The 18,715-nt window shown below is 62.4% G+C and carries 20 protein-coding genes and 1 tRNA gene; 19 read left to right on the top strand and 2 right to left on the bottom strand.

What is annotated here, in order from left to right; translation table 11 throughout:
• The first annotated feature begins 117 nt into the window (after nucleotides 1-117).
• The 5 genes from BLQ74_RS05160 (at nucleotide 118) to BLQ74_RS05140 (ending at nucleotide 4,436) form a co-directional block, all read left to right on the top strand.
• Nucleotides 118-609, top strand: coding sequence for a BCAM0308 family protein (locus BLQ74_RS05160; RefSeq protein ID WP_090261468.1), 492 nt, complete (start codon nucleotides 118-120; stop codon nucleotides 607-609).
• Between the two features lie 198 nt (nucleotides 610-807).
• A complete protein-coding gene (locus BLQ74_RS05155; protein WP_090261467.1) occupies nucleotides 808-1,368 on the top strand; it encodes a nitroreductase family protein in 561 nt (186 codons plus the stop codon).
• Nucleotides 1,369-1,610: 242 nt separating this feature from the next.
• Nucleotides 1,611-2,318 carry a succinate dehydrogenase iron-sulfur subunit gene (locus BLQ74_RS05150; RefSeq protein ID WP_090261466.1) on the top strand — a complete coding sequence of 236 codons (708 nt, stop codon included), beginning with the start codon at nucleotides 1,611-1,613 and terminating at the stop codon, nucleotides 2,316-2,318.
• Nucleotides 2,319-2,547: 229 nt separating this feature from the next.
• The gene (locus tag BLQ74_RS05145) at nucleotides 2,548-3,801 is read left to right on the top strand and encodes an amidohydrolase (protein ID WP_090261465.1); all 1,254 of its coding nucleotides are present in this window, start codon (nucleotides 2,548-2,550) and stop codon (nucleotides 3,799-3,801) included.
• Nucleotides 3,802-3,812: 11 nt separating this feature from the next.
• Nucleotides 3,813-4,436 carry a trimeric intracellular cation channel family protein gene (locus BLQ74_RS05140; protein ID WP_090261464.1) on the top strand — a complete coding sequence of 208 codons (624 nt, stop codon included), beginning with the start codon at nucleotides 3,813-3,815 and terminating at the stop codon, nucleotides 4,434-4,436.
• 242 nt (nucleotides 4,437-4,678) lie between these two features.
• Here BLQ74_RS05140 and BLQ74_RS05135 read toward each other — a convergent pair.
• Nucleotides 4,679-4,764, bottom strand: a tRNA-Leu gene (locus BLQ74_RS05135).
• Nucleotides 4,765-4,868: 104 nt separating this feature from the next.
• Between BLQ74_RS05135 and queA the strand changes: the two genes are divergently transcribed.
• From queA to BLQ74_RS05105, 6 genes are all read left to right on the top strand, one after another.
• Nucleotides 4,869-5,912, top strand: coding sequence for a tRNA preQ1(34) S-adenosylmethionine ribosyltransferase-isomerase QueA (queA, locus tag BLQ74_RS05130; RefSeq protein ID WP_090261463.1), 1,044 nt, complete (start codon nucleotides 4,869-4,871; stop codon nucleotides 5,910-5,912).
• Between the two features lie 12 nt (nucleotides 5,913-5,924).
• Entirely contained in the window at nucleotides 5,925-7,043 is a 1,119-nt protein-coding gene (gene tgt / locus BLQ74_RS05125) for a tRNA guanosine(34) transglycosylase Tgt (RefSeq protein ID WP_090261981.1), read from the top strand.
• Nucleotides 7,044-7,081: 38 nt separating this feature from the next.
• Complete coding sequence (gene yajC, locus BLQ74_RS05120; protein WP_090261462.1) at nucleotides 7,082-7,423, top strand: preprotein translocase subunit YajC; 342 nt, start codon at nucleotides 7,082-7,084, stop codon at nucleotides 7,421-7,423.
• Between the two features lie 68 nt (nucleotides 7,424-7,491).
• Entirely contained in the window at nucleotides 7,492-9,354 is a 1,863-nt protein-coding gene (gene secD / locus BLQ74_RS05115) for a protein translocase subunit SecD (RefSeq protein WP_090261461.1), read from the top strand.
• 11 nt (nucleotides 9,355-9,365) lie between these two features.
• The gene (gene secF / locus BLQ74_RS05110) at nucleotides 9,366-10,283 is read left to right on the top strand and encodes a protein translocase subunit SecF (RefSeq protein WP_090261460.1); all 918 of its coding nucleotides are present in this window, start codon (nucleotides 9,366-9,368) and stop codon (nucleotides 10,281-10,283) included.
• 180 nt (nucleotides 10,284-10,463) lie between these two features.
• A complete protein-coding gene (locus tag BLQ74_RS05105) occupies nucleotides 10,464-11,015 on the top strand; it encodes a glycine zipper 2TM domain-containing protein (RefSeq protein WP_090261459.1) in 552 nt (183 codons plus the stop codon).
• Between the two features lie 107 nt (nucleotides 11,016-11,122).
• Here BLQ74_RS05105 and suhB read toward each other — a convergent pair whose 3' ends face one another.
• A complete protein-coding gene (suhB, locus tag BLQ74_RS05100; RefSeq protein WP_090261458.1) occupies nucleotides 11,123-11,938 on the bottom strand; it encodes a type III secretion system regulator SuhB in 816 nt (271 codons plus the stop codon).
• Between the two features lie 150 nt (nucleotides 11,939-12,088).
• Here suhB and trmJ point away from each other — a divergent pair, with 150 nt between their 5' ends.
• The 8 genes from trmJ (at nucleotide 12,089) to hscA (ending at nucleotide 18,710) form a co-directional block, all read left to right on the top strand.
• Nucleotides 12,089-12,868 (top strand): tRNA (cytosine(32)/uridine(32)-2'-O)-methyltransferase TrmJ, encoded by a 780-nt coding sequence (gene trmJ / locus BLQ74_RS05095; protein WP_090261980.1) that lies wholly within the window; start codon nucleotides 12,089-12,091, stop codon nucleotides 12,866-12,868.
• Nucleotides 12,861-13,637: a serine O-acetyltransferase gene (gene cysE, locus BLQ74_RS05090; RefSeq protein ID WP_090261457.1), complete on the top strand. Its 777-nt coding sequence runs from the start codon at nucleotides 12,861-12,863 to the stop codon at nucleotides 13,635-13,637. Before trmJ ends, cysE begins: the two co-directional genes overlap by 8 nt.
• A gap of 139 nt (nucleotides 13,638-13,776) precedes the next feature.
• Nucleotides 13,777-14,274: a Fe-S cluster assembly transcriptional regulator IscR gene (gene iscR / locus BLQ74_RS05085; RefSeq protein WP_090261456.1), complete on the top strand. Its 498-nt coding sequence runs from the start codon at nucleotides 13,777-13,779 to the stop codon at nucleotides 14,272-14,274.
• A 28-nt stretch (nucleotides 14,275-14,302) separates the two neighbouring features.
• Nucleotides 14,303-15,517, top strand: a complete 1,215-nt coding sequence (locus BLQ74_RS05080; protein ID WP_090261455.1) for an IscS subfamily cysteine desulfurase — start codon at nucleotides 14,303-14,305, stop codon at nucleotides 15,515-15,517.
• Between the two features lie 28 nt (nucleotides 15,518-15,545).
• A complete protein-coding gene (gene iscU, locus BLQ74_RS05075) occupies nucleotides 15,546-15,932 on the top strand; it encodes a Fe-S cluster assembly scaffold IscU (protein WP_009616164.1) in 387 nt (128 codons plus the stop codon).
• A 26-nt stretch (nucleotides 15,933-15,958) separates the two neighbouring features.
• Nucleotides 15,959-16,282: an iron-sulfur cluster assembly protein IscA gene (gene iscA, locus BLQ74_RS05070; RefSeq protein WP_090261454.1), complete on the top strand. Its 324-nt coding sequence runs from the start codon at nucleotides 15,959-15,961 to the stop codon at nucleotides 16,280-16,282.
• Between the two features lie 8 nt (nucleotides 16,283-16,290).
• Nucleotides 16,291-16,812 carry a co-chaperone HscB gene (gene hscB / locus BLQ74_RS05065; RefSeq protein ID WP_090261453.1) on the top strand — a complete coding sequence of 174 codons (522 nt, stop codon included), beginning with the start codon at nucleotides 16,291-16,293 and terminating at the stop codon, nucleotides 16,810-16,812.
• A gap of 38 nt (nucleotides 16,813-16,850) precedes the next feature.
• Complete coding sequence (hscA, locus tag BLQ74_RS05060; protein WP_090261452.1) at nucleotides 16,851-18,710, top strand: Fe-S protein assembly chaperone HscA; 1,860 nt, start codon at nucleotides 16,851-16,853, stop codon at nucleotides 18,708-18,710.
• Nucleotides 18,711-18,715 lie beyond the last annotated feature (5 nt).

Below are 18,715 nucleotides of genomic sequence, written 5' to 3'. Positions count from 1 at the left end.
GGGATCGCCTTGATCACCATCAAGCCGCTGTCGGGAGTTGGAGGAAAACTTGCTGCGTAGTCTCGGCAATTCGTGGCGAACTCCCGGCAACTACCTTTCAACAGAAGGGGAGTAACGATGGATAAGTACCAGCAAAGCCACAAGGACAAGCTGTTCAAACCGGATAAGACCGATCCGTACACAGAGGCGCACCGCCCCTCTGGATCAGCGCAGTGCCCAAACTGCAGTGCCAGATACCATGGAGGCCAGTGGACATGGCACACGGATACCTCCCAAGCGCCTGTCGAGGCATTCGTTTGCCCGGCTTGCCAACGCATCGCCGATCGAAAACCGGCTGGTCAGGTGAGGATATCCGGCGCCTTCCTGCAGGCACACGCCGAGGAGCTGACCAATCTGGTGCACAACACCGAGGCGCGCGAGAAACGGGATCATGCCTTGGAGCGCTTGATCGAGATCGCCAAGGACGCTGATGAGTTGGTGGTCACCACCACCGGCATGCATCTGGCCAATCGCATCGGCCATGCCCTGGAGGCCGCCTATGACGGCGAAAGCAGCTACCGATACAGCGATAGCGAGTTCTATCTGAGTGTCGACTGGCACCGAGACTGAGGCGAGTGCTCGGATGACGCGCTTGCCGATCACCCGTCGGGGGCATTATTCGTGAGCCAGCCCGCGGAAATGCCCCCAAGCGAACGATGCGCCCCAGCGCTGACGATTTGGCTGTTCCCGCCCCGAGGTGAACTGAATCAACGCAGGTCCTCGTAGGCGGGCAACCCTGGGCGCTGGAACCTTTGGAGGCATCCCGACATGAACATCAATGATGCGATCGCAGGCCGCCGCTCGACGCGCGAGTACACCGCAGAAGGCGTCGATGAGCTAGTCATCCGGCGCTTGATCAACGCCGCCGTACAGGCGCCCAGCGCGATGAACCAACAACCCTGGACTTTTACGGTGATACGCAATCAGGGACTGCTGGAGCGGATTTCGCGCGACGCGAAGGCCCACATGCTTGCGAGCATGCCGGCAAGCACCCACTCCGCGCGCTTCCACTCGATGCTCAATGATGCGAGCTTTCAGATTTTCTATCACGCGCCGGTACTCATCTTGATATCGGGGAAGGCTCAAGATCAGTGGATCCACGAAGACTGCGCATTGGCTGCCGAGAATCTGATGCTCGCCGCCCATGCCGACGGACTCGGCAGTTGTTGGATCGGTTTCGCCCAGGGTTTTCTCAATACAGCGGCAGGGAAGAATGCCCTGGGCCTGCCTGCCGAGTGGATGCCTGTCGCGCCCATCATCGTGGGCCACCCGAAGTCCGCGCCGGCTCCCGTCGCGCACGCGACGCCAGAGATCCGCTGGATCGACTGATCGGCGGTCTGCGCAGCGCCGATTTCCTTCAGCTTCGGCGCTGGCTTCCGAGCGGCAACATTGTCACTGCCGCGCGCTTGGCCGCCCACGTCCTGTAGTGAGCGGCAGGGACGAGCCAACCCCGGCACGCGTGATCGGCAAAGCGGCGGGCACGGTTTCCTCTTCCGGTCTGTGGCGGATGCGCGCTTGCCGGGTAGCGGCGCTATTCACTCTCGCCCTGATGGCTGGAGGAGCAACGAGCCATGATCGAGGTCCAGGTCTATCGCTATCACCCGGAGCAGGATCGGCAGCCCTGGATGCAGTCGTTGTCGTTGCCCGAGGCGTTCCGTGCGCGAATGGTGCTGGATGCGCTGGAGTTCCTGCACGAGGCAGATCCGACGCTGGTCTACCGGCGCTCCTGCCGCGAAGGTGTTTGCGGCTCGGATGGCATGAATATCAACGGCAAGAACAGGCTGTCCTGCATCACGCCGGTAGCGGAGGCGCTGGGCACGGCCAGCACGCTGATCATCAGGCCCCTGCCCGGAATGCCGGTCATCCGCGACCTTGTGGTCGACCAGCGTCTGTTCTTTCGGCAATACCAGAGCATCAAGCCCTGGCTGATCAACCATGAACCGGCGCCAGCCATTGAGCGCCTCCAGTCCCCCGAGGAGCGCGCCAGGCTGGACGGCCTGTATGAGTGCATCCTCTGCGCCTGCTGTTCCTCGCAATGTCCGTCCTGGTGGTGGAACCCGCAGAAGTACGTCGGTCCGGCCGGACTGCTGCAGGCCTGGCGCTTCATCAGTGACAGCCGTGACCAGGCCACGGCGGAACGCCTCGAGCGGCTGGAGGACCCATTCAGCCTGTTCCGTTGCCGCAGCATCGGTAACTGCTCATGGGTCTGCCCCAAGGGACTCAATCCGATGGGGGCCATTGGCAACATTCGCCGGGAGCTGTTGCACAAATCCACCTAGGCCGTCGGATCGAGCGCGCGGCTTCAGCGGCATGGCTGGCGTAGCGAACTTGAGCAGAGGTTCGATGCCAAATGATGAGCGGTGCGTTGCCCTTATGCGCCCTTCGTCCAGCTGCGGCTGGCAACGGGCAACTGGGCGGCAGCCAGTAAACTAGCCTTTATCGGGTTGGCGCCGTTGGCAATCCCGTCATCGACGGAGTGTCGGGCGCACTTGCCGTGGAGAATGACGCATGAGACCGCTTGCCGCTTTGCTGGATGCGCAGATCGATACGCTTCTTCCTGAACTGGAAGGGATTTACACAGATCTGCATCGTCACCCTGAGCTGTCGATGCAGGAGTTTCGGACTGCCGGCATCGCTGCTGACTATCTGGATGCCCATGGCTTCGATGTCAGCCGTGGCGTCGGTACGACCGGGGTCGTCGGAATTCTGCAAAACGGCGCCGGGCCGGTGGTCATGCTGCGTGCCGATATGGATGCGCTGCCGGTTACCGAAGCCACCGGCCTGCCCTATGCGAGCCAGGTCAAGGCGAAGGACGAGGATGGCGTCGAGGTCGGTGTTTCGCATGTGTGTGGCCACGACCTGCATGTGACGTGGCTGATGGGCGTCGCGCGCTTGCTGGCGGAGAATCGGGCTGCCTGGCGTGGCACTGTCCTGGCAGTTTTCCAGCCGGGCGAGGAGGTCGGTCGCGGAGCGCAGGGGATGATGGACGACCGCATGGCCGAGCGCTTTCCGAAGCCGGACATCATTCTTGGACAGCACGTGATGGTCGGCGAAGCGGGGACCGTCGGCTATCGCAGCGGGACCATTCTCTCGGCGGGCGACAGCCTCAAGGTCAAGCTCTTTGGCCGTGGCGCTCATGGTTCCATGCCGCACACCTCGGTCGACCCAGTGATCATGGCCGCCTCGACGGCCATTCGCCTGCAGACCATCGTTTCGCGCGAGATCGCCCCGCTGGACAGCGCGGTGGTGACGATCGGGGCGCTGCAAGCGGGCACCAAGGAAAACATCATTCCCGACGATGCCACGCTGAAGCTGAACATCCGTACATACGATGAGGGCGTGCGCGAGCATGTGCTCTCCGCGGTGAAGCGGATCTGTTGCGCGGAATGCATGGCTTCCAACGCACCGCGCGAGCCGGAATTCACCGCTCTCAATGCCTATCCGCTAACCGAGAACGATGCAGCGGCGACCGCCCGTGTGGCCGCTGCCTTCACAGCGTTCTTCGGCGAGCGTGCCTTCGAAACTCCACCCGCCCCAGCTAGCGAGGACTTCAGTATCTTCGGCCGGCGCTGGGGCGTGCCATACGTGTTCTGGATCGTCGGCGGCACCGACGCGCAGACCTATCGAATGGCGAAGGAGAAGAAGCAGCTCAACGCGATTCCGAGTAATCACTCCCCTCAATACGCACCGACGTTGCATCCCACGCTGAAGACCGGTTTGCAGGCGATGTTGGCCGCTGCGACTCCTTGGCTGGGCGAGTAGGTGAAGGGGGCATGAGCGTACACACGCTGTTCGTCACGCTGGATATCTTGGGTGTCTTCGCCTTTGCCATCAGTGGGGCCACGGCGGCCATGCAACGCCGCCTCGACTTATTCGGCGTGGTGGTGATCGCCTTCGTCACCGCGTGCGGAGGCGGTCTCGTACGTGATCTGTGCATCGGCGCCATTCCGCCGGCCGGGCTGAGTAACTGGATCTATCTTGCGGTGGCGATAGTCGCGGCGCTGACGACCATCGGTGCCTATCGGTTCGTCGAGCGACTTGCCTACCCGGTGTTGCTCTTTGATGCGGTCGGCTTGGGCTTGTTTGCCGTTACCGGCTCCCACAAGGCGCTGCAGTACGGCCACAACACCGAGGTGGCGATTCTGCTTGGGATGATCACTGCCGTCGGTGGCGGCGTGGGGCGCGATGTACTGCTCAATCGTGTGCCGGTGATCTTGCAGAAGGAAATCTATGCCTCCGCGGCATTGGTCGGCGCCAGCATCGAAGTGCTGGGAGAGGGCTCAGGCTGGTCAACCAACTGGTTGCCGTGGGTGGCGATGTCGATTTGTTTCGTCCTGCGCATGCTGGCCCTCAAATATGGCTGGCATATGCGTTGGGTCGCCATGCCGCGAGACTGAATCCGCAGAATGCCGGCGTATCCACCGTGAAACCTGGGGCGGTTCCGGGGATATCAGAGCCTGAGCTTCTTCGTTCGACTGTTCTTGGTCCCCTTAGGGCAAGCGCCGGTGCAGTGGCACAAGTGCTGGGCCGTGCTCACGCCTCAATGGCAGCAGCGGAAATCTCAGGCAACAAAAAACCGGCTCAAGGGCCGGTTTTTCGTGGGTTTCGGGACTGGGTGGGAAGTCCTGAAAAGTATCTGTGGTGCCCCGGGAGAGACTCGAACTCTCACTCTGTCGCCAGAAACGGATTTTGAATCCGCCGCGTCTACCATTCCGCCACCGAGGCAATGGCGGCGGAGTATAGGGAGGCGCTTTGCCTCGGTCAATCCACCTGATTGGTCAGCAATTGGCATTTCTATTAAGATATGCGGCCCTTCGAGATAGTCCCCCATGCGCGTCGCCGATTTTCATTTCGATCTGCCCGAGGCCCTGATCGCCCGCCATCCGCTCGCCGAACGTCGCGCCAGCCGCTTGCTGGTGCTGGACGGGCCGAGTGGCACCCTGAGTCATCGCCAGTTCACCGACCTGCTCGAGTACCTCGAACCGGGCGATTTGATGGTGTTCAACAACACGCGGGTGATCCCGGCGCGTCTGTTTGGCCAGAAGGCCTCTGGCGGCAAGCTGGAGATCCTCGTCGAGCGCGTGCTGGATAACCGTCGTGTGCTGGCCCATGTGCGTTCCAGTAAGTCGCCCAAGCCCGGCTCGACGATTCTCATCGACGGCGGCGGCGAGGCCGAGATGCTGCAGCGCCATGATGCGTTGTTCGAACTGGGCTTCGCCGAGGACGTGCTGCCGCTGCTGGAGCGCGTCGGGCACATGCCGCTGCCGCCGTACATCGACCGCCCGGACGAGGACGCCGACCGCGAGCGCTACCAGACGGTCTATGCCGAGCGCGCCGGTGCCGTGGCCGCGCCTACCGCGGGGCTGCACTTCGATCAGGGATTGCTCGATGCGATCCGCGAGAAGGGCGTGGAGACGGCCTTCGTCACGCTGCATGTCGGCGCCGGCACCTTCCAGCCGGTGCGCGTGGAGCGCATCGAAGACCACCACATGCACCGCGAATGGCTGGAAGTCAGCCAGCAGGTGGTCGATGCCGTGGCGGCCTGCCGCGCCCGCGGCGGCAGGGTCATCGCTGTCGGCACCACCAGTGTGCGTTCGCTGGAAAGCGCGGCCCGTGACGGCCAGCTCAAACCGTTCAGCGGCGACACGGACATCTTCCTCTACCCGGGGCGACCGTTCCATGTGGTCGATGCCCTGGTGACCAACTTCCATCTGCCCGAGTCGACCCTGCTGATGCTGGTCTCGGCTTTCGCTGGCTACCCGGAAACCATGGCTGCGTACGCGGCCGCGGTGGAGCAGCAGTACCGCTTCTTCAGTTACGGCGACGCCATGTTCATTACCCGTAATCCCGCGCCGCGCGGGCCCGAGGACTGATCCATGAGTTTCATGAAGTTCGAACTGCTGGCCACCGATGGCAAGGCCCGTCGTGGCCGCCTGAGCTTCCCCCGTGGGGTGGTCGAGACGCCGGCGTTCATGCCGGTGGGCACCTATGGCACGGTGAAGGGCATGTTGCCGCGCGACATCGAGGGCATCGGTGCGCAGATCATCCTCGGCAATACCTTCCACCTCTGGCTGCGCCCGGGCACTGAAGTGATCCAGAAGCACGGCGACCTGCACGACTTCATGCAGTGGAAAGGGCCGATCCTCACCGACTCCGGCGGCTTCCAGGTGTTCAGCCTGGGCGCGCTGCGCAAGATTAAGGAGGAGGGCGTGTACTTCGCTTCGCCGGTGGACGGCGCCAAGGTCTTCATGGGGCCGGAAGAGTCCATGGCGGTGCAGCGTGCATTGGGCTCGGACATCGTCATGATCTTCGATGAGTGCACGCCGTACCCCGCCGAGTTCGATGTGGCCAAGCGCTCCATGGAGCTGTCGCTGCGCTGGGCCAAGCGCTCGAAGATCGCCCATGGCGACAGCCCCTCGGCGTTGTTCGGCATCGTTCAGGGCGGCATGCACGAAGAGCTGCGCCTGCGCTCGCTGGAGGGCCTGCAGGAGATCGGCTTCGACGGTCTGGCCATCGGCGGACTGTCGGTGGGCGAGCCCAAGGAAGAGATGATCCGTGTGCTGGACTTCCTCCCGCCGCACATGCCGGCGGACAAACCCCGTTACCTGATGGGGGTGGGCAAACCCGAGGACCTGGTGGAAGGTGTGCGCCGCGGCGTCGACATGTTCGACTGCGTGATGCCCACGCGCAACGCGCGCAATGGTCATCTGTTCGTCGACAGCGGGGTGATCAAGATCCGCAACGCGGTGCACAAGCACGACGAATCACCGCTGGATCCGACCTGCGATTGCTACACCTGCAAGAACTTCTCCCGCGCCTATCTCTACCACTTGGACAAGTGTGGGGAAATGCTCGGCAGCATGCTCAATACCATCCATAACTTGCGGCATTATCAGCGGCTTATGGCTGGTTTGCGTGAGGCAATCCAACAGGGTACATTGGCCGCCTTTGTCGACGCCTTCTATGCCCGGCGCGGACTTCCGACTCCGCCGCTGGGCGATTGAGCCCTTTCCAGAATAAAGAATCGTGACAGGAGTATCCGATGAGCTTTCTAATTCCCGCCGCCTTTGCTGACGCAGCCGCTCCGGCAGCTGGTGCAGGTCCTGTCGGCACTGGTTTCGAGTGGGTGTTCCTGGTCGGCTTCCTGGTCATCTTCTACCTGATGATCTGGCGTCCGCAGGCCAAGCGTTCCAAGGAGCACAAGAATCTCCTTGCCGGTCTGCAGAAAGGTGACGAAGTGGTCACTTCCGCCGGTATTGCCGGCAAAGTGCTGAAAGTCGCCGAAGACTTCGTGGTGATCGAAGTGGCCGACAACGTCGAGCTGAAGTTCCAGAAGGGCGCCATTGCCGCGACCCTGCCCAAGGGCACGCTGAAGGCCATCTGAGTTCCTGGTATCCAGAAAACCAATCGACGGGGCGCATGAAGCGCCCCGCGTCATAAACGGGCGGTGTCATGCTCAATAAGTATCCCTTGTGGAAATACCTGCTGATCCTGGCGGTCCTGGCCGTCGGTTTCATCTATTCCGCACCCAACCTCTACCCGGACGATCCTGCCGTGCAGATCAGTGGCGCCAGCAGCGCGCTGCAGATCACTCAGGCTGACGTCGACAAGGCCAGCAAGGCCCTGAGCGACGCCGGGATCGCCGTCAAGGCCGGCAGCGTCAGCGCCAAGAGTGGCCTGGTCCGCCTGGTCAAGAAGGAAGATCAGCTGCCCGCCAAGGACATCGTGCGCCGCGCGCTGGGCGACGACTATGTGGTGGCGCTGAACCTGGCGCAGACCACGCCGAACTGGCTGCGCAGCATCGCTGCCCACCCGATGAAGCTGGGTCTGGACCTCTCCGGTGGTGTGCACTTCCTCCTCGAAGTGGACATGGACAAGGCCGTCGAAGCGCGTCTGAATGTCTACGAGAGCGAGATCAAGAGCGCCCTGCGCAAAGAGCACCTGCGTTACCGCAGTCTGCCGATGCAGGATAGCGGCATCCAGTTGGGCTTCACGGACAGCGATTCCCTGGACAGGGCCAAGGCGCTGCTGGCCAAGGACTATCGCGACTTCATCGTCACCGAGAGCACGCGCAATGACATGCAGGTGCTGCGCCTGGTGATGAGCACTGCGAAGCTGGCGGAAATCCGCGAGTACTCGATCAAGCAGAACCTGACCACCGTTCGTAACCGCGTTAACGAGCTGGGCGTCTCCGAGCCGCTGGTGCAGCGCCAGGGCGCCAACCGCATCGTGGTCGAATTGCCGGGCGTGCAGGACACCGCGGAAGCCAAGCGTATCCTCGGCAAGACCGCTAACCTCGAGTTCCGCCTGGCCGCCGAGCCGGACGCGCTCAAGTCCGCCACCGAGACCTTCGATTTCCGCGAACCGCGTCGCCCGCCGGCAACGCTGGAGCGCAGCGTGATCATCACCGGCGATCAGGTGACCGACGCCAGTGCCAGCTTCGACGAGAACGGCCGCCCGCAGGTGAACATTCGCCTGGATGGCCACGGCGGCGAGCTGATGAACCGCGCGACCCGCAACAACGTCGGCCGCAGCATGGCTGTGGTGTTCATCGAGCAGAAGCCGATCACCCGCTACACCAAGCAGGTGGTCGACGGTGTCGAGCAGGACGTCGCGGTCCAGGCGTTCAAGGAAGACAAAAAGATCATCAGCCTGGCGACCATTCAGTCTGCCCTGGGCAATCAGTTCCGTATCACCGGCCTCAATGGTCCGGGTGAGTCCTCGGAGCTGGCCCTGCTGCTGCGTGCCGGCGGTCTGGCTGCGCCCATGTACTTCGCCGAAGAGCGCACCATCGGCCCGAGCCTGGGTGCGGACAACATTGCCAAGGGTATCGATGCTTCCCTCTGGGGCATGATCTTCGTCTCCCTGTTCATCATCGTCATCTATCGCTTCTTCGGCCTGGTCGCCACCGTGGCGCTGGCGTTCAACATGGTGATGCTGGTGGCGCTGATGTCGATCCTGGGAGCGACCCTGACCTTGCCGGGTATCGCCGGTATCGTCTTGACCATGGGTATGGCGGTGGATGCCAACGTGCTGATCTTCTCGCGGATTCGTGAGGAACTGGCCGCCGGCATGTCCGTGCAACGCGCCATCCACGAGGGCTTCGGTCGTGCCTTCACGGCGATCCTCGACGCCAACCTGACGTCGTTGCTGGTCGGCGGCATTCTCTATGCCATGGGCACCGGTCCGGTGAAGGGCTTCGCCGTGACCATGTCGCTCGGCATTCTCACCTCGATGTTCACGGCCATCCTGGTCACCCGCGCAATGGTCAACCTGATCTTCGGCGGGCGTGACTTCAAGAAGCTGTGGATCTAAGGGGGCCTGGGATGAATATCAAGATCGGTACTATCAACTTCATGGGCGTGCGCAACGTTGCGTTCGCCGGCACCCTGATCCTGACCCTGATCGCCCTGGGCAGTTGGTTCACCAAGGGCATCAACTTCGGCCTGGACTTCACCGGCGGCACGCTGATCGAGCTGACCTACCAGCAGCCGGCCGAGCTCGGCAAGGTTCGCCAGGAATTGGTCAAGGCGGGCTACGCCGAGGCCGTGGTGCAGAGCTTCGGTGATACCAAGGACGTGCTGGTGCGTATGCCCAGCGAAGACCCGGAGTTGGGCAAGAAGGTCGCCGCTGCGCTGCAAGCGGCGGACACCGGCAACCCGGCGAGCCTGAAGCGTGTCGAGTACGTCGGTCCGCAGGTGGGCGAGGAATTGCGTGACCAGGGTGGTCTGGGCATGCTCATGGCGCTGGGCGGCATCCTGCTGTACGTGGGGTTCCGCTTCCAGTGGAAATTCGCCCTGGGCGCCATTCTGTCGCTGATCCACGACACCGTTATCGTCATGGGCGTGCTGTCGTTCTTCCAGATCACCTTCGACCTCACCGTGCTCGCCGCGGTGTTGGCGGTGGTGGGCTACTCGTTGAACGACACCATCGTGATCTTCGACCGGGTGCGTGAGAACTTCCGTGTGCTGCGCAAGGCCAGTCTGGTAGAGAACATCAACATTTCCACCAGCCAGACCCTGCTGCGGACCATGGCGACTTCTATCTCGACCCTGTTGGCCATCGCCGCGCTGCTGTTCTTCGGTGGTGACAACCTATTCGGCTTCTCCATCGCCCTGTTCGTCGGTGTGCTGGCGGGTACCTACTCGTCGATCTACATCGCCAACGTGGTGCTGATCTGGCTGAAACTCTCCAGCGAGGACCTGATCCCGCCGGCGACCAAGGAAGTCGACGATCGCCCTTGAGGTGCTGCGGCACTCGAAAACTCCCGCTTCGGCGGGAGTTTTCGTTTGTGGCGACTGAATGGTTGTTGAGTCGATTCTGTAGGGAGTGTCGCTGGGGAGTATTGGAACTTTCTCTGCCTTCGTTCGATCCAATCTCTGTAATCAGGCGAAGCCTGAACGGATAAGGACCAGGAGGTTTACGTGAACAAGTCGTTGCTCATCGGTACCGTGTTGGGCGCAGTGGGCGTTACGGCCGGGGGTGCAGTGGCCACGTACAGTCTGATGGACCACTCGCCATCCTATGCCGAAGTCGTCGCTGTGCAGCCCGTCAAGGAAACCATCAAGACCCCGCGCCAGGTGTGCAAGGATGTCGCCGTGACACGCCAGCGCCCGGTCAAGGACCAGCACCAGATCGCCGGTACCGCCATTGGGGCTATCGCCGGTGGCCTGTTGGGGAATCAGATCGGCGGTGGCAAGGGCAAGACCCTGGCCACAGTGGCGGGTGCCGTTGGTGGCGGATATGCCGGCAACAAGGTGCAGGAAGGCATGCAGGAGCGTGACACCTACACGACCACTGAAACCCGTTGCAGTACGGTCAATGACACCAGCGAGAAAGTCGTTGGCTATGACGTCAGGTATCAGATCGACGGCAAACCTGGCCAAGTGCGGATGGACCGCGATCCTGGCGGCCGGATACCGCTCGACAAGAATGGTCGATTGATTCTCGGCCAGGGCGTGCCGGCTCAGCAGTAAGGGCTTCCGAGTGTTCGAGAGGGCTCCGAAAAAGGAGCCCTCGTTTGTCCCGCGAGTTCAATAAAAAGCCCGGCGCTTGGCCGGGTTTTTTATTGGCTGGCTTCCGCTCAGCGTTTCAGCGATGGCGGCAGGTGCGGCTGGATGCTGGTCAGCAGCGCCTTGAAGCACTTGGTGTTGCCCGCCACGATGTGGCCTTTTTCGAGGAATTCATGGCTGCCGGTGAAGTCGCTCACCAGGCCGCCGGCTTCCTGCACCAGCAGTGCGCCGGCAGCCATGTCCCACTCGGACAGGCCGAACTCCCAGAAAGCGTCGAAGCGACCCGCTGCGACATAAGCCAGGTCCAGGCTGGCGGCGCCAGCGCGGCGAATGCCGGCGGTCTGGCCGACCAGTGCGCGGAACATGCCCAGGTAGGCGTCCAGGTTTTCCAATTGGCTGTCGCGGAACGGGAAGCCAGTACCCAGCAGGGCACCTTCCAGGCTCTTGCGGTTGCTGACCCGCAGGCGGCGGCCGTTAAGCGCGGCACCGCGTCCGCGGCTGGCGGTGAACTCTTCCTGGCGGACGGGGTCGAGGACCACGGCGTGCTCCAGGCGGCCCTTGTATTTGCAGGCGATGCTGACGGCGAAGTGGGGGACACCGTGGATGAAGTTGGTGGTGCCATCGAGCGGATCGATGATCCAGAGGTAGTCGGCGCCTTCACCGCTGCCCTCCAGGTATCCGCCTTCCTCGCCCATGATGCCGTGATTCGGATATGCCTTGCGCAGCGCGGTGACGATGCTCAGTTCGGCGGCGCGATCGACTTCGGTAACGTAGTCCTTGGCGTCTTTTTCGTTGACCGAAAGGGTGTCCAGGCGTTCGATGGAGCGGAAAATCAGTTCACCGGCGCTGCGAGCGGCGCGCAGGGCGATATTCAGCATGGGCTGCATGGAGAGGTCACCTGGGTCGTTAAAGAAAGCCGGCCATTCTACCAGAATTCCACGTTACTCATAGGGCGGCCTGTCGCTCGCGTGGCGCAAGACCCAGCGCTGCGGTAGGATTCCGTTCCTATTTTGGCTTTTGTGTGGAGTGCGCTGGCGTTGCTCGACAGAATTCGTGTGGTGCTGGTCAATACCAGTCATCCCGGCAATATCGGTGGTACGGCCCGGGCGATGAAGAACATGGGGCTGTCGCGCCTGGTGTTGGTAGAGCCGGAAGACTTCCCTAGTGGGGAGGCGGTGGCGCGTGCCTCGGGAGCGACCGATATCCTCGATGCGGCCCAGGTCGTTCCGACCTTGGAAGATGCACTGGTGGGCTGCAGTCTGGTGCTCGGCACCAGCGCGCGCGACAGGCGCATCCCCTGGCCCCTGCTGGATCCTCGTGAGTGCGCTACGACTAGCCTGCAGCATGTGCAGCAGGGGGGCGAGGTGGCTCTGGTCTTCGGGCGCGAGTACGCGGGTTTGACCAATGAAGAATTGCAGCGATGTCAGTTCCATGTACATATCCCGTCCAATCCGGAATTCAGCTCGTTGAATCTGGCGACGGCGGTGCAGGTGCTGGCCTATGAGGTGCGCATGGCCTGGCTGGCGGCCGAGGGGCAGCCGACCAAGCAGGAAAAGCTGGAAACCACGGCGATGCTCAACAGTTTGCCGGTGACGGCGGACGAGCTTGAGCGTTTCTATGCCCATCTGGAGTCGACCCTGGTGGGGATCGGTTTCCTCGATCCTGCCAAGCCGCGGCACTTGATGTCGCGCTTGCGCCGTCTCTACGGTCGCGCCGGGGTCAGCAAGCTGGAGATGAATATCCTTCGGGGTATCCTCACTGAAACACAGAAGGCCGCGCAGGGTGCGGCCTACAAGCGGAGTGACGATGATGTTTGAGCGTGTGCGCGAAGATATCCAGAGCGTATTCCATCGCGACCCGGCAGCGCGCAATGCCTTCGAGGTGCTCACTTGCTATCCCGGTCTGCATGCCGTCTGGCTGCATCGCTTGGCCCACCTTCTGTGGACGTCCGGATGGAAGTGGCTGGCACGCCTGGTCTCCAACTTTGGTCGTTGGATGACCGGTATCGAGATCCATCCCGGCGCCAAGATTGGCCGTCGCTTCTTCATTGACCATGGCATGGGCATTGTCATCGGTGAGACCGCCGAAATCGGCAATGACGTAACGCTCTATCAGGGCGTGACGCTGGGCGGCACCAGTTGGAACAAGGGTAAGCGCCACCCGACGCTGGATGATGGTGTGGTGGTCGGTGCCGGCGCCAAGGTGCTCGGTCCATTCACTGTCGGGGCCGGGGCCAAGGTCGGTTCCAACGCCGTAGTGACCAAGGAAGTACCACCGGGGGCTACCGTGGTCGGCATTCCTGGTCGGATCATCATGAAGGATGACGCAGAGCAGCAGGCCAAACGCCAGGCGATGGCCGAGAAGCTGGGTTTCGATGCCTATGGCGTGAGTCAGGATATGCCTGACCCTGTGGCGCGTGCCATCGGTCAGTTGCTGGATCATTTGCAGGCAGTCGATGGGCGCCTGGAAGGGATGTGCCAGGCGCTGACCGCACTGGGCAGCGACTATTGCGCCAAGAAGCTTCCGGAGCTGCGTGAAGAGGACTTCGCCGGCGTGAAGGGCGAGGAGGGCAAGGCGGCGCAGTGATGCGCGGTCCTGTCTTTCCTGCTACATTATGTCGCCCTTCGCTGGCTATTCCTGAGTAATTCGATAGGTCTTATAGTTGACTTAAATACTCGGAAATGGCATCCTCTCGCCAGTCCAGTGATTCTACCGGGAATGCTCCATGCGATTGACCACCAAAGGCCGCTATGCCGTAACCGCCATGCTTGATCTGGCGTTGCATGCTCAGCGTGGTCCGGTTTCTCTCGCGGATATTTCCGAACGCCAAGGCATTTCCCTGTCCTATCTTGAACAGCTGTTCGCCAAGTTGCGCCGTGGCAACCTGGTGACCAGTGTGCGCGGTCCTGGCGGTGGTTATCAGCTTTCCCGCGACATGAGCGGTATCCACGTTGCCCAGGTGATCGACGCGGTCAACGAGTCCGTCGATGCCACCCGCTGCCAGGGGCAGGGCGATTGCCACTCCGGCGATACCTGCCTGACCCACCATCTTTGGTGCGATCTCAGCCAGCAGATCCATGAATTCCTCAGTGGCATCAGTCTCGCCGACCTGGTCGAGCGCCGTGAGGTCCAGGAGGTCGCTCAGCGCCAGGACGAGCGTCGTTGTAGTAGCAACGGCAAGCTGCCGAGCCTCGATAAGATTGAAGCATCCGCCATCGAGTGAGCGGCTGCCCGCCTGTAGGAGTTACCTGATGAAATTGCCGATCTACCTCGACTACTCCGCCACGACCCCGGTGGACCCGCGTGTCGCTCAGAAGATGGCTGACTGCCTGCTGGTGGACGGCAACTTCGGTAATCCGGCTTCGCGCTCCCACGTGTTCGGCTGGAAGGCCGAGGAAGCCGTGGAGAACGCGCGTCGCCAAGTCGCCGATCTGGTCAATGCCGATCCCCGCGAAATCGTCTGGACGTCCGGCGCCACCGAGTCCGACAACCTGGCGATCAAGGGCGTCGCGCACTTCTATGCCAGCAAAGGCAAGCACATCGTCACCTCGAAGATCGAGCACAAGGCGGTTCTGGACACCACCCGCCAACTGGAGCGCGAAGGCTTCGAAGTCACCTATCTGGACCCGACCGAAGATGGCCTGATAACCCCGGCCATGGTTGAGGCGGCGCTGCGCGACGACACCATCCTGGTTTCGATCATGCACGTGAACAACGAGATCGGCACCATCAACGACATCGCTGCCATCGGCGAGTTGACCCGCTCCCGGGGCGTGCTGTTCCATGTCGATGCCGCGCAGTCCACCGGCAAAGTGGATATCGACCTGGAGAAGCTCAAGGTCGATCTGATGTCCTTCTCCGCGCACAAGACCTACGGTCCGAAAGGCATTGGCGCGCTGTACGTGCGCCGCAAGCCGCGCGTTCGCCTGGAGGCGCAGATGCACGGCGGTGGCCATGAGCGCGGTATGCGCTCCGGCACCCTGGCGACTCACCAGATCGTCGGCATGGGCGAGGCTTTCCGCATCGCCAAGGAAGAGATGCACGCTGAGAACGAGCGCATTCGCGCCCTGCGTGATTGCTTCTTCGCCCTGGTGGATGGCCTGGAAGAGTTGTATGTGAACGGCAGCCTGACCCAGCGCGTGCCGCACAACCTGAACCTGAGCTTCAACTACGTCGAGGGCGAGTCGCTGATCATGGCGCTCAAGGACCTCGCCGTTTCCTCGGGTTCGGCCTGTACCTCCGCCTCCCTGGAGCCGTCCTACGTCTTGCGCGCCCTGGGCCGCAACGATGAACTGGCGCACAGCTCCATCCGTTTCACTTTCGGCCGCTTCACCACTGAGGAAGAGGTCGATTACGCCGCCAAGAAGGTGGTGGAAGCCGTTTCCAAGCTGCGCGAACTCTCGCCGCTGTGGGATATGTTCAAAGAGGGTGTCGACCTGTCCAAGGTCGAATGGCAGGCCCACTGACCCGCCCCATAGAGAGTGAGGATTAGCCATGGCATACAGTGACAAGGTCATCGACCACTACGAAAACCCGCGTAACGTCGGCAAGCTCGACGCTGAAGATCCGGATGTCGGTACCGGTATGGTCGGCGCGCCGGCTTGCGGCGACGTGATGCGTCTGCAGATCAAGGTCAACGAGCAAGGTGTCATCGAAGACGCCAAGTTCAAGACCTATGGGTGTGGTTCGGCAATCGCCTCCAGCTCCCTCGCCACCGAGTGGATGAAGGGTAAGACCCTGGATGAGGCTGAGTCGATCAAGAACACCACGATCGCCGAAGAACTGGCCCTGCCGCCGGTGAAGATCCACTGTTCCGTGCTCGCCGAGGACGCCATCAAGGCGGCCGTGCGCGACTACAAGCAGAAGAAAGGCCTGCTCTAAGGCGCTCAGTTGAGTAAGGAGTTCCCATGGCCATCAGCATGACCGAAGCCGCCGCCAATCATGTGCGCCGCTCCCTCGATGGGCGCGGCAAGGGCGAAGGTATTCGTCTTGGCGTGCGTACCACCGGGTGTTCCGGCCTCGCCTATGTGCTCGAGTTCGTCGATGAGTTGGCGCCAGAGGATCTGGTCTACGAGAGCCATGGCGTGAAGGTCATCATCGACCCGAAAAGCCTGGTGTATCTCGATGGCACCGAGTTGGACTTCACCAAGGAAGGCCTCAACGAGGGCTTCAAGTTCAACAACCCGAACGTCCGTGGCGAGTGTGGCTGCGGCGAAAGCTTCAACGTTTGAGGCCGGGTGTGGGTAGTCCTTGCTATTTCGCGCTCTTCGATCTGCAGCCGGACTTCCGGGTCGACCTGGATGCGCTGGGTAACCGTTATCGGGAACTGGTGCGCGGTGTTCACCCGGATCGTTTCGCCGACGCCAGCGAGCGCGAACAGCGCCTGGCCCTGGAGCGGGCCGCTGAACTCAATGAGGCCTATCAGACGCTGAAGAGCGTGCCCCGGCGCGCGCTCTACCTGCTGACCCTGCGTGGCCATGCCCTGCCGCTGGAAGCGACGGTGCAAGACCCCGAGTTCCTGCTGCAGCAGATGCAGCTGCGCGAGGAATTGGAAGAGTTGCAGGACAGCGCCGACCTCGATGGCGTGGCCGCTTTCAAGCGCCGCCTGAAGGGCGCCCAGCAACAGTTGGAAGAGGCGTTCGCCAGTGTCTGGGACGATGCCGCTCGCCGCGCCGAGGCCGAGCGCCTGGTGCGCCGCATGCAGTTTCTCGACAAGTTGGCGCAGGAAGTGCGTCAGTTGGAAGAGCGACTCGACGATTAATCCGCGTGGCCCGCGCCGCGCCTGATAGTTAGAACAGCATGGCCTTACTGCAGATCGCCGAGCCCGGACAAAGCCCTCAGCCGCACCAGCGCCGCCTGGCCGTGGGGATCGACCTGGGCACCACCAATTCCCTGGTTGCCGCTGTGCGCAGTGGCGTCGCCTCGCCCCTGGCGGATGCCGAAGGGCGCGTGATACTGCCTTCCGCCGTGCGTTACTTCGCCGATCATGTCGAAGTCGGCGAGTCGGTCAAGCAGACTGCCGCGGAAGATCCTTTCAACTCGATCATTTCGGTCAAGCGCCTGATGGGGCGCGGCATCGAGGATGTGAAGCAACTGGGTGGGCAACTGCCATACCGCTTCAGTCAGGGTGAGTCGCACATGCCGTTCATCGAGACTGTGCAGGGCGCCAAGAGCCCGGTGGAAGTCTCGGCGGAAATCCTTCGCAGCCTGCGCTTGCGCGCCGAAGCCGCCCTCGGTGGCGAGTTGGTGGGTGCGGTGATCACGGTGCCGGCGTATTTCGACGATGCCCAGCGCCAAGCCACCAAGGATGCTGCGCGTCTGGCCGGTTTGCATGTCCTGCGTCTGCTCAATGAGCCGACCTCTGCCGCCGTGGCCTACGGCCTCGACAAGAACGCTGAAGGCGTCGTTGCCATCTATGACCTGGGTGGTGGCACCTTTGATATCTCCATCCTGCGCCTTACGCGTGGCGTATTCGAGGTGCTCGCCACCGGTGGCGACACTGCCCTGGGTGGCGATGATTTCGACCATGCGATCGCCGGCTGGATCATCGCCCAGGCCGGGCTCTCCGATGATCTCGATCCCGGTAGCCAGCGCCAGTTGCTGCAGGCTGCCTGTGCGGCCAAGGAAGCCTTGACCACTTGCGAGAGTGTCGAGGTCGTCCATGGCGATTGGCGTGGGCAGCTGGGCCGTGGCGAGTTCGAGGCGCTGATCGAGCCCTTTATCGCGCGTAGCCTCAAGGCTTGCCGCCGCGCCGTGCGCGATTCCGGCGTCGAGTTGGAGGAGGTCGGCGAAGTGGTCATGGTGGGCGGTTCCACTCGTGTGCCGCGTGTGCGTCAGGCGGTGGGCGAGCTGTTCGGTCGCGAGCCGCTGACCGATATCGATCCTGATCAGGTGGTGGCCATCGGAGCGGCCATCCAGGCCGATGCCCTGGCCGGCAACAAGCGTGGCGAAGAGCTGCTGTTGCTGGATGTCATTCCGCTCTCTCTGGGGCTGGAGACCATGGGTGGGCTCATGGAGAAGGTGATTCCGCGCAACACCACCATTCCGGTGGCGCGCGCCCAGGAGTTCACCACCTATAAAGATGGCCAGACGGCCATGATGATCCATGTGCTCCAGGGGGAGCGCGAACTGGTCAAGGACTGCCGCTCCCTGGCGCGCTTCGAACTGCGCGGCATTCCGCCGATGGTCGCGGGTGCGGCGAAGATCCGCGTCAGCTTCCAGGTCGATGCCGATGGTCTGCTCGCCGTGTCCGCCCGTGAGTTGAGTTCCGGGGTCGAGGCGAGCATTCAGGTCAAGCCGTCCTATGGCCTGACCGATGGCGAGATCGCGCGGATGCTGCAGGACTCCTTCCAGTATGCCGGCGACGACATGGCCGCCCGAGCCCTGCGCGAGCAGCAGGTGGAGGCCGAGCGCCTGCTGGAGGCTGTGCGTTCTGCGTTGGATGTGGATGGCGAGCGCCTGCTGGATGCGGAAGAGCGCGACGTCATCGAAGCGAACATGCAAACACTGCACGATCTGGCCTCCGGTAGCGATACCGCGGCCATCGAGCGACAGATCAAGCGTCTGTCCCAGGTGACTGACGCCTTTGCCGCGCGCCGGATGGATGCCTCCGTGAAGGCCGCCCTGGCCGGTCGTCGGCTCAACGAAATCGAGGAATAAGCGAA

Source organism: Pseudomonas panipatensis (genome assembly GCF_900099785.1).
Classification (GTDB): domain Bacteria; phylum Pseudomonadota; class Gammaproteobacteria; order Pseudomonadales; family Pseudomonadaceae; genus Pseudomonas; species Pseudomonas panipatensis.
The sequence above is the reverse complement of the archived record's forward strand: the minus strand, read 5'-3'. Positions and strand labels throughout refer to the sequence as shown.